The organism is Longimonas sp. (genome assembly GCF_040409695.1).
Taxonomy (GTDB): domain Bacteria; phylum Bacteroidota; class Rhodothermia; order Rhodothermales; family Salinibacteraceae; genus Longimonas.
Genome location: NZ_JARWGJ010000092.1, coordinates 1 through 9,532 on the forward strand (window position 1 = coordinate 1; position 9,532 = coordinate 9,532).

At 61.9% G+C, this 9,532-nt stretch carries 9 protein-coding genes and 1 tRNA gene; 6 read left to right on the plus strand and 4 right to left on the minus strand.

Features of this window, described 5'->3' with window-relative positions:
* Positions 1–339 precede the first annotated feature (339 nt).
* Together PPP56_RS05825 and PPP56_RS05830 are read left to right on the plus strand one after the other, a co-directional pair.
* A complete protein-coding gene (locus PPP56_RS05825) occupies positions 340–627 on the plus strand; it encodes a UPF0175 family protein (protein ID WP_353563095.1) in 288 nt (95 codons plus the stop codon).
* Positions 624–1,109 carry a PIN domain-containing protein gene (locus tag PPP56_RS05830; RefSeq protein WP_353563096.1) on the plus strand — a complete coding sequence of 162 codons (486 nt, stop codon included), beginning with the start codon at positions 624–626 and terminating at the stop codon, positions 1,107–1,109. The genes PPP56_RS05825 and PPP56_RS05830 overlap by 4 nt, the downstream gene beginning before the upstream one ends.
* A gap of 59 nt (positions 1,110–1,168) precedes the next feature.
* Here the strand turns inward: PPP56_RS05830 and PPP56_RS05835 are convergent, their stop codons facing one another.
* The 3 genes from PPP56_RS05835 to PPP56_RS05845 all read right to left on the minus strand — a co-directional run bounded on the left by PPP56_RS05835 (position 1,169) and on the right by PPP56_RS05845 (position 3,823).
* Positions 1,169–2,038, minus strand: coding sequence for an HIT family protein (locus PPP56_RS05835; RefSeq protein WP_353563097.1), 870 nt, complete (start codon positions 2,036–2,038; stop codon positions 1,169–1,171).
* A gap of 33 nt (positions 2,039–2,071) precedes the next feature.
* Positions 2,072–3,238, minus strand: coding sequence for a DUF8808 domain-containing protein (locus tag PPP56_RS05840; protein ID WP_353563098.1), 1,167 nt, complete (start codon positions 3,236–3,238; stop codon positions 2,072–2,074).
* Between the two features lie 90 nt (positions 3,239–3,328).
* Complete coding sequence (locus PPP56_RS05845; protein ID WP_353563099.1) at positions 3,329–3,823, minus strand: 6-pyruvoyl trahydropterin synthase family protein; 495 nt, start codon at positions 3,821–3,823, stop codon at positions 3,329–3,331.
* Between the two features lie 230 nt (positions 3,824–4,053).
* Here PPP56_RS05845 and PPP56_RS05850 point away from each other — a divergent pair.
* Positions 4,054–4,138 (plus strand) — tRNA-Leu (locus PPP56_RS05850).
* A 326-nt stretch (positions 4,139–4,464) separates the two neighbouring features.
* On the opposite strand, the gene PPP56_RS05855 is transcribed toward PPP56_RS05850, so the two are convergent.
* Entirely contained in the window at positions 4,465–5,283 is an 819-nt protein-coding gene (locus tag PPP56_RS05855; RefSeq protein ID WP_353563100.1) for a DUF3047 domain-containing protein, read from the minus strand.
* A 256-nt stretch (positions 5,284–5,539) separates the two neighbouring features.
* On the opposite strand from PPP56_RS05855, the gene PPP56_RS05860 reads away from it, so the two are divergent.
* From PPP56_RS05860 to PPP56_RS05870, 3 genes are all read left to right on the plus strand, one after another.
* Positions 5,540–5,731, plus strand: a complete 192-nt coding sequence (locus tag PPP56_RS05860; protein WP_353563101.1) for a hypothetical protein — start codon at positions 5,540–5,542, stop codon at positions 5,729–5,731.
* Positions 5,732–5,742: 11 nt separating this feature from the next.
* Positions 5,743–7,635 carry a DNA mismatch repair endonuclease MutL gene (gene mutL, locus PPP56_RS05865; protein WP_353563102.1) on the plus strand — a complete coding sequence of 631 codons (1,893 nt, stop codon included), beginning with the start codon at positions 5,743–5,745 and terminating at the stop codon, positions 7,633–7,635.
* Between the two features lie 459 nt (positions 7,636–8,094).
* Positions 8,095–9,315: a carboxypeptidase-like regulatory domain-containing protein gene (locus PPP56_RS05870; protein WP_353563103.1), complete on the plus strand. Its 1,221-nt coding sequence runs from the start codon at positions 8,095–8,097 to the stop codon at positions 9,313–9,315.
* The last annotated feature ends 217 nt before the right edge of the window (positions 9,316–9,532 follow it).

The following is a 9,532-nucleotide window of genomic DNA, read 5'->3' on the forward strand; positions in this document are numbered from 1 at the left end:
GGAGCCCTGCGACTGACGCGGCGATCTCATGCCGTGGATTGGGCGGCTACATCCGGTCTGGCAGCAATGAGATTGCTTCGCTCCGCTCGCAATGACAAGATTGTGCGTTATTCTCGGTACGTTATGGCTATGCGTTACCCGAAGATTGACCTGTGACACAGCACTACGTAGCGTCCGTATAATCTGCCTGTCTTGGAATCACGCCCCGCACGCCTGAACACGCTGACGGATGATAGACGAGGCACATTTCGTTTTCTATCATCGTTATACGAACGATGTCTGTGGACTTTAGGAAAGTCCATCGAAAAAGCCCTATCCATTTTGTTTCGGTTGATTGCCATGAAAGACACCGTTCAAGTAGAGTTAAACGTACCGCACGACCTGCTGAGCGCCCTTGAGGTGTCCGAGGATGAACTTGGTCCCCAGCTTAAAAAACTGATTGCGTTGGAGCTCTTTCGTGAGGAGCGGATCTCTTCGGGGAAAGCCGCAGAGGTATTAGGGCTGTCGAAAGCCGAGTTCATCGATCTTCTGGATCAGCACGGAATCGCCTATTTCACCGAGAGCCCCAATGAGTTGAGAGCGCAGGTAAAGACCATTCGGAAAAAGATAGATGCCTCTTCGAAATGACGGTTGTCAGCAATGCGGGACCACTGATCGCACTGGCACGAATCCGCGAGACCGAGTGGCTTCCCCGTCTCTACGGTGATATTTTAGTTCCTGAAGCCGTGCACCGGGAGATCATTAAGCCCGATAAGAAGCGAGCAGGAGTAGACACCTTTGTGAATGCATCGTGGCTCCGTGTTGAATCCGTATCGGAGCAGGCAGCGGTGCGTCAGCTTCGCAGCACCTTAGATGCCGGGGAAAGTGAAGCAATCGTATTGGCGCTTGAGCGTGAAGCCGACATTCTACTCATGGATGAAGCGCTCGGTCGTCGGGTCGCGGATGCTCGGGGCGTTGCCCTCTCGGGAACGCTCGGTGTACTGCTTCTCGCAAAAGAGGAAGGGTTGATTGATGACTTAACTGCTGTTCTTGACCGGCTCATTAGCACGGGTTTCCGGATCGGCGATGCCCTGTACGAATTTGTGCTGGAGCAGGCAGGCGAAGCATAATTTCTATACGAGGAGCAGCAGGGCGAACTGGATCAAAAGAAAGAATAGCACGCGATCGCCTACGTAGCGTCCGTATAATCCGCCTTTCCTGGAATCACGCCCCGCACGCCGCCCGTGGGATTCGCGACATCGCCTTCGTAGCGCGGGATGATGTGGATGTGGGAGTGAGACACGGTCTGCCCGGCTGCCGCACCGGTGTTGATCCCTACGTTGAAGCCGTCTGGCCCGTGGCGTTCAGTCAGCAGCTCCTGTACGCGCTGCACGAGCATCCAGCAGGCGGTTTGTTCGGCAGGATGCAGATCGAAGTACGATTCTACGTGGCGTTTCGGCAGAATTAGGGTGTGTCCGTCGGATACGGGATATTTATCGTGGATGGCGTAGGCTTGAGCGGATTCGGTGATCAGTTCGCGCTCCGCCTCAGGATGGCAGAACGGGCAGTCTCCCGTCGTATCCCGCTGGTTGTAGTGCTGGTAGCGGTAGATTTCGCAGAACTCCGTGCGTAGTGCGCTTTCGTAGGGAAGCACCACGTTGCACTGATACGTGGGTTTGCGATGCACGTAGTGCATGCGAAACCCTGGACGCTTCACGTCGCGCCGTACGGTGAAGTATGCGCTGCCAGACGGTTTCAGCAGCTCAGACACCTCCATGAGCACGCGGGCCTGAGCGCGGCGCATCAGCACGTTCAGCACATAGTGACACAGGATCGTATCGAAGCGTCCTTCTGGTTTTTCCGGCGCGTAGTGTGGGTCGTAGCCTGTCACGTCGTATCCCTTCTGACGCAGAAACGTGACATCGGCGCCGTGTCCGCATCCAAAATCGAGCACGCGGCCTGCAATCCGGTTCATGGAGAGCAGGCGGCGGGTAGGGTACGAGGATCGGTCGCGTTCCTTTGCCGTGAGATGCGTGTTAGGGTTTGACGGATTTGGCATAGAAAGATGGGGGCTTTAATCCGATACGATCTGCTAAAAACGAGCCCAGTTGCGAGCCTGAGCCACCTGCGTGATAAACCGGGCTGTGGCATGCGTTACCGACGCAGGAAACGAGTCGCCGTGAAGGTCCGCGTCTGAAAATCGGGTCGCTACGTCGTTGCGAAGTGCAGCCGCCAGATCGGACTGCTGCGTGTAGTGCGCGTAGGCATCAGTAAGGTGTGGACGTGCTGTCTGGAGGCGGTCCGGTGTTGGGAGGCGGTCTCGTTTTTTATTGCTGTTGAACGCCGGATCGGTAGGCACCAGGTTCCACAGCTCATTAATCGGGTAGACCGCGAGAGGGACGAGGTGGTCAACCGCATAATCACTGCCAGCCCGCAGTTTCTTTTCGGACCATGGACAGGTGAAGACATGGCCTTCCATCATTAACACGTTGATGTGATTGCGCTCCCAGGTGAGCGCGACCCGACTATCCGGGCGGGCCGTGAGAAGGGTATAGACGGTACCACGGTCGACCCCAGCATCCGGCTGGTCGACGGTCTCTGTGAACAGGCACCATTCGTGGATACAGAGCGCCTCAATCCATAACGAGAGCCGACGAAACGTATCCCACAGATCGGCAGAGACAACAAGGCATTTGGCATCGGGAGAAGTGCCTGGCAGCGCGCGCATCCGGCCTTTTAGCTGGCGGAAGCGCGCCGGTCTGTCAAAAACGGTCCATTCTTCGGGGCCGGCATACCGGATCGGCATGGGAAGGGCACGCCGTGCGATTTTGCGTCGGGTTTTCCGGTACTGCGCCTGGATGGACGCAGAGAGCGAGGCCCGTTTGCGGGCTACGCGCATGTCATCCAGAAGCAGGAATCCATCGGCAGGCTGTGCACCGCCGTGCGCATCCACCCAGAGCCGGTGGAGCGCGCTGAGTTCGGGCCGAAAGGTGATGTCGTTTGTTAACGTGCCGCCGCGCATGTAGCGGCTGCCCTGCCAGATGGGACGCTCCGCATCAACAAAGGGCCAGTAATAGGCAATCCACCGTTCGGCAAGAGCAGAGAGCGGAAGCGCAACGTCGTGCCCGCCTGCATTCAACGTAGGATAGTTGAGCACCACATCGTTGATGCTTCGCAGCAGTGCAATTTTGTAGCTGGTGCGCTTATCGTCGTGCCGAAGAATGGTGCTGATGACGCGCCCGGCAGATGCTCTTTGCATGGTAGCGTGCAAGGCTTTGCATGAGGTGAGAAGTCAAAGCCAATGTACAACCGCGCGCATCCAGATGTCAAGAGGAAAGAACACAAATCCTCATGCCGCCATCGCCTCTGCCTCCACAAGCGAGGCCTCCAAATCCGGAGCCGGGGTATCGGCGTAGTCGGCGACGGTGGCGCGGGTGGTGGCGTAGCACGTCTCGGTCTCCTGCACGCGCACCTGCACCTCGGTTACGCCGTGCTCGCGTAGCATCGCAAAGCCGTGCGTGCACAGGTAGCGTGCCACATAGTCGGCCAGCGCCTCGGTGGTGCTGCGGCCGTCCAAAACGTAGTGCTTCACGCCGAGCGTAGCCAGGGCCTCGCGCAGCGCCGTGTCGTCACGATTCACGTAGGTGCAGTGGTCCCACGCGTCGATCAGAGGCGATACGACGCGCTTCACCTCCTGAAAGTCAATCAACATCTGCGACGGACCCGGCGTGCCGTCGAGTTCGATCCAGCAGGTGTACGAGTGGCCGTGCAGGTTACGGCACAGGCTCGGATGGTCGGCAAGGCGGTGGGCAGCCTCCCACCGAAAACGTTTGGCAACAGTCATGCAAGATCTACGGCAAGCAGAAAGCAACAGCGAGCCGCACGGTTCAAGCCGATATCGGCAACCGGCACAAACCAGCGGGGTAGCGTCCGTACGGATCAGCCGAACACGTAGGTTCCGCCCGGCATCGCCTTTTAGCCGATTTACGAGACCTTCGCGCAGCGCGGTGGAACCTACGTCCGCAATCAGACTATCACGCCCATGTCTGCACCCAACGGCAGACATCCGCACTTGCCCAAGTGGCGGAATTGGTAGACGCGCTGGCTTCAGGAGCCAGTGGCCATTGCGGCCGTGGAGGTTCGAGTCCTCTCTTGGGCACATTTCGCAGGCACATACTGAAACACGCAACGCCGGCGCAGCCCTCGCTGCCACGGCGTTTTTGTGTTTTAAGGGCCTGTTCTGATCTCTTACTTTGGTCTCTTACTTTGGGATGCGTGGCCTCGGCATCGGGCCCGCCCGCCCCAATGCGGACAGCACAGTCCCGCGTGTCTCCGGATAGAGGCCTCGCAGGCGGATATCCAGGCGGCGTACGGATAAAAGGATGCGCTTTCGGCCACCCGTCCATGGGCCTCGTTCCAACTCCGCCCCGTGAAGCTGCTATGCCGCCCGACCGAGTACCAGCGGCCTCCTATCCGAGCGGCTTGCTACCGCGAGCGCGACTGGATCTCCGACAGCACGTCTGCCCCATAGCGCTCGGCAGCGGCGTCTTCGGTCATGAACAGGATGTCGCCGTAGTAGGCGGTGGCCGACTCGCCGGTATCATCCGTATCGGTCATGATCGCCACCCCGTTCACGTCGGGTAGCGCCTCCCCAGCATCGTCGAACGCGCGGCGGTAGTCGTGGCCCAGGTGACGCACCTCCTCGACCCACTGCCCGGTCTTTGCCCAGCCGCTCTGCGTGGGCAGCATCATCACCAGACTGGTGTACGGGTTCACGACCGGCTCCTCGACCGGCGCCTGGTTGGCCCAGATGTAGTTGAGGGCGCGGGTGGGCAGGTTGTCGTACCCCAGAAAGTCAGCCCCGCGAAGCCGGACGCGCTGCCCGAAGCTCAGGTTGCTGCGGTCGTAGTCGAACGTGATGTAGATGCGCGCTGGATAGTCATCGCCCTTCTTCTCGTAGACACTGCCCGATTCGAGCACGTTGCTGACCTTCCAGCGCCACGCTACCACCGGGTGCGTGTTCGGGTCGATGCGGCGCTCCGTAGCCAGCCCCGAGGCCCCACTGTCGCTCTCGGCCTTCACGACCAGCGTGTCGTCCATACGCTGCACGGTGTAGGTTGTCGGCGTGTCGACATCGCCAAAAGTGATGGGCGTCCACCCCGCCGGAAAGCCGCGCTCGGTGTTGCCCGCCGAGAAATCGCCTACGCGAATGACCTCGTCAGAGAGCGCTGCAGTTCCAAACCCGGCCAGGCCGAGCGCGAGTACACATAAAAGAGCCGCTGCGGGTATTGCGTGTATATCCATCGGAAGAAGCAGTGTGAAGGGGGGATGATGCTCACTGTACCCTACGAGAGCAGCCCGGATATGGATGGGATTCCGGGCATACCTGGCGAGTGTGTTACATTGAGCGGCTTGCGCGGGGGCTTAGGTCCGCCACGTGGCCCACCGCATGGCCCGGCGCGTGGCTGGCGTGGGCTCGTCGCGGAACGTCCGTAAACATCGGGCAGTTTTACTGTCGTACCCTAAGCACACATACGTTCCACCAACGGCATCATCTTTCATGGGTCTCTTTTCCGCCGGCCGAGGGCCGCGCAGCTTTGAGTATGAACCCCGGCGCTACGACCCCTCCGACGACGACGACATCCGCCGCCGGATGCGCACCGGGCGCCGCGACCGCAAGCGCAGTCCTATGGACCTGCTCTACCTGCTCGGGCTGCTCGCCTTTACCCTCTTTGTCTACCTGTCGCTGTAACCGCTCTTCGCATGACCGACGCTTCCGATACGGATGGGCTCATTCGCCAGCTGCCCGATGTACTCGCAAACAAGATTGCTGCCGGCGAGGTGGTGCAGCGTCCGGCCTCGGTCGTGAAGGAGCTGGTCGAGAACGCGCTCGACGCCGGTGCCGGGCGCATTGTGGTGCGCGTAAAAGAGGCCGGGCGCGCCCTCATTCAGGTGACCGACGACGGCTGCGGCATGAACCGGAACGACGCCCGGCGCTGCTTCGACCGCCACGCCACCAGCAAGATTCGCGGCATCGACGACCTGGAGCGCATCCGCACCCTCGGCTTTCGGGGCGAGGCGCTGGCCTCGATCGGGGCGGTGGCGCAGGTCGAGCTGAAGACGCGCCGCGTCGAAGATGACGTCGGTACGCTCGTGCAGGTACACGGCGGGTCGCTGGAGACGCACCGCCCATGCGCCACGCCCGCCGGCACCACCATCTCCGTCCGCAACCTCTTCTATAACGTGCCGGCGCGGCGCAACTTCCTGAAAACGCCGGGCACCGAGATGAAGCACATCTCCGACACCGTCTACCAGCAGGCGCTCGCCCACCCCGGCGTGCACATGGAGCTCTACCACGACGACCGCTCTATCGTGCAGTGCGAGGCCGCCACGGCCAACGATAAGATCGAACGCCTGCGCTTTCGTGTGCGCCAGCTGTGGACCGAAGAGCGCGCCGCCGCGCTCGTGCCTGTCTCCGACGCGTCGAGCTACCTGCGCGTGTGGGGACTCGTCGACAACCCGCAGCAGTTCAAGGCCTCGCGCGACGACCAGTTTCTGTTCGTCAACGACCGCTACATCCGCGACCGCTACCTGAGCCACGCCGTCCGCAAAGCCTACGGCGACTGGCTGCCCGAGAAGGCGTTTCCGTTCTTTACGCTCTTCCTGGAGCTCGACCCGAAGCGCGTCGATGTAAACGTGCACCCGACCAAGGCAGAGGTCAAGTTTGAAGATGAAAGCGGGGTATACGGCCTGCTACGTAGCAGCATCCGCAGCGCGCTGAAGGAGCAGTTTACCACGCCCGAGCTGCATCCAGACGGAGACCCGGCGCCGCGCGATGATTCGTCGGAGAGCAGCTCCTCTTCCGCACGGCCTACCCCGGTATCCTTCAGCGGAACGCGCCCGTCCTCGTCGCGCGATGATTCGTCGCCGGCGCCGCGGCGCTCCGCTTCCCCCCAACCTGCCTCCCCCCAACCCGCCTCTTCATCCCAAAGCACCCCGGCACGCAGCCTGGGCGACCTGACCGACCGTCTGTACCGCCCCGCCGACGCGGACGAGGCCGATACGACCGGTTCAGAGGGGACGCCCGGGCAGGGGCCGGTGTGGGTCTTGCACGACCGCTACCTGCTGGTGCCGATTGAGGCCGGGCTGATGGTCGTGGATCCGCGTGCGGCGCACCGGCGCATCGTGTATGAGCGCTACCTGCATCGCCTGCAGAATGAGTCGGGCGAGTCGCAGCAGCTGCTCTTTGCCGAAACAATCGACCTGTCGGCGCAAGAGGCCGACCGCTTTCAGGCGCTACAAGGGGAGCTTGCCCATCTGGGCTTCGATGCCGGCGCTATGAGCGGGCGCACCGTGGCGCTGCGCGGGGTGCCGCCCAAGCTCGATACCGAAGCGGCGGTCGATGCTTTTCGGGCGCTGCTGAACACCGATGACGATGCCCCCGAGTCGGCCACCGAAACGCGCCGCAAAGCCTGGGCCCGCACCCTGGCCAGCCGTCAGGCGCTGCGCGACGTGTCGGGATGGGCCCCCGAAGAGCGCCGCGCATTCCTCAAGGCGCTCTGGGACTGCGAGGTGCCCTATGTCGACCCCGGCGGCACCCCCACGCTCATCCGCCTCTCGCTCGATGAAGTAGGCGCGCTGCTCAAGCAGGCATAAGGCGGCGCATCACACACGATCGGGTTCAGGGGGATGCGCACGCACGTGCCGGTCCCGATATACCGTTGCAAACCCGGCGCGGCTGCCTCCCCGTGCAGGATTGATCATCGCCCGTGCGCACATCCCTCGTCCTACGGACGCTCGGCGCGCGAGGTGCTCACCCGGACGCCGGTTGTCCGGTCTGGGGAGCGTGCCGGTATAGAGGGATGCTCACGCCTTGTAGGATCAGGTGGGGACCTGAAGCGTGGGCGTCACTTCTCAATGATACTCCTCTGAGAGCTACCCTTCTGCTCTTCGCCGCCTGGTGCCCTGTGCGCCGGGCGGTTTTTTTGTGTGGGTGCAGACCACCCGACTTACGAAACGCTTGACAGCAGTCGTCAATGTTCTTATATTATGCAAATTCAGTGAACCTGATTAGATCGGGATAGGCCGCGGGTCTATGGCCCGGAGGGGGAAACGATGACGACCAGGACACAAGCCCAGAATGTGCTACGGATGGCCCTGTGCGCCCTGTGTGTCCTTGCCGCCTGCGTCGCCGTATGCTACCCAGCCGATGCACAGCAGCCGGACGCGCCTACACCGGCGGTCTTTCAAGGCACCGTAGTGCATGCCGAAACGGGCGAACCGCTGCCTGGTGTGCATGTCTTTCTCGCCGGAACGACCACCGGCGCTGCCACCGACCGCAACGGCACATTTTCGTTTACCACGCGAGCCCGCGGCGCGCACCGTCTGTATGTCAGTATGGTAGGGTTTGAGCCGGAACAGCGCGACCTGGTGCTGCGCAGCGGCGCCCGCCATACGTTGCACCTCCAACTTGCTCCGTCTACCGTAGCGCTCGACGCGATCACGGTTGAAGCCGAACGCACCCGGTCGTGGCGGCGCAGCCTGCAGCGCTTCGAGGAGCTCTTCATCGGCACGTCGGAATACGCCGATGCAGTCACGCTTCTGAACCCGGAGGTCCTGCGCTTCTCCCGCAGCTGGTGGGGCCCGTTTCAGGCCCATGCGTCTGCGCCGCTTGTCATTGAAAACCGGGCGCTGGGCTATCGCATCCGCTACCACCTCGACGAGTTTGAGTCGCGAGGTAGCATTCTTCGCTGGGACGGCGAGCCGTTCTTTGAGCTGCTTACGCCCTCGTCTGAGCAGGAGGCCGAGCGGTGGCGCCAGCGGCGTGAGGAGGCGTTTCGGGGCTCGTTTCGCCACTTTATGCTGGCGCTGCTTTACGACCGCGTGTCAGAGGAAGGGTTTGCGATGCATCGCGTGCGTCTCTCTCACATGAACCGCGCCCCCCATAGCCAGCCTCAGTTTCGCGCGCAGGCCACACGCATTGTGGAGCCGACCGAAGATTCTACCTTTACGGTTCGCTTTCGCGGGCGCCTGGTGGTGCGCTACCACGAGGCCCCCGAGTCGCAGGCGTTCGTCGCATGGCGCGGAGGCACGCCTCGTCGTCCACGGTCGTACCAGCCCTCGCAGGTCGAGCTAAACAGACGGCCCGTCGAAGTAGACCGGTGGGGGAAGTCGCTCGAACCCTACGCTATGACCGTGTACGGCGCTTTTGCCTTTCGTCGCATTGCCGACCTCGTGCCGCTGGGCTACCTGCCCGATGCGTACGGCGCCGACTCGCCCTTTCCCCGCCGCACCGACCTGTACGTATCAGGCGCACCACTGGAGCCTGATGAGTAGCAGGCGGTGCCTGGCGGCCGCGCTCGGGCCATGCCCGCATATCTTCCGCAGCACGCGTCCTGTTTTTCAATCTGTTGTTGGTCTTTCTTATGCAGCCTGCCCGCCCGCTCCACTGCTATTTTTGTCGTCGTTGCGCCGATCATGCAAGGGGGCTGTGCCTGCCCGCATCCGCCCAGCCTCTTACCGTAGCCCTCTTACCGTAGCCCTCTTACCGTAG

What these genes read in the sequence shown, in the direction of transcription:
- PPP56_RS05860 (WP_353563101.1), top strand. Translation starts at nt 5,540, where the DNA reads ATGGGTCTCTTTTCCGCCGGCCGAGGGCCGCGCAGCTTTGAGTATGAA.
- PPP56_RS05835 (WP_353563097.1), bottom strand. Translation starts at nt 2,038, where the DNA reads ATGCCAAATCCGTCAAACCCTAACACGCATCTCACGGCAAAGGAACGC.
- PPP56_RS05840 (WP_353563098.1), bottom strand. Translation starts at nt 3,238, where the DNA reads ATGCAAAGAGCATCTGCCGGGCGCGTCATCAGCACCATTCTTCGGCAC.
- PPP56_RS05825 (WP_353563095.1), top strand. Translation starts at nt 340, where the DNA reads ATGAAAGACACCGTTCAAGTAGAGTTAAACGTACCGCACGACCTGCTG.
- PPP56_RS05845 (WP_353563099.1), bottom strand. Translation starts at nt 3,823, where the DNA reads ATGACTGTTGCCAAACGTTTTCGGTGGGAGGCTGCCCACCGCCTTGCC.
- PPP56_RS05855 (WP_353563100.1), bottom strand. Translation starts at nt 5,283, where the DNA reads ATGGATATACACGCAATACCCGCAGCGGCTCTTTTATGTGTACTCGCG.
- PPP56_RS05870 (WP_353563103.1), top strand. Translation starts at nt 8,095, where the DNA reads ATGACGACCAGGACACAAGCCCAGAATGTGCTACGGATGGCCCTGTGC.
- PPP56_RS05830 (WP_353563096.1), top strand. Translation starts at nt 624, where the DNA reads ATGACGGTTGTCAGCAATGCGGGACCACTGATCGCACTGGCACGAATC.
- mutL (WP_353563102.1), top strand. Translation starts at nt 5,743, where the DNA reads ATGACCGACGCTTCCGATACGGATGGGCTCATTCGCCAGCTGCCCGAT.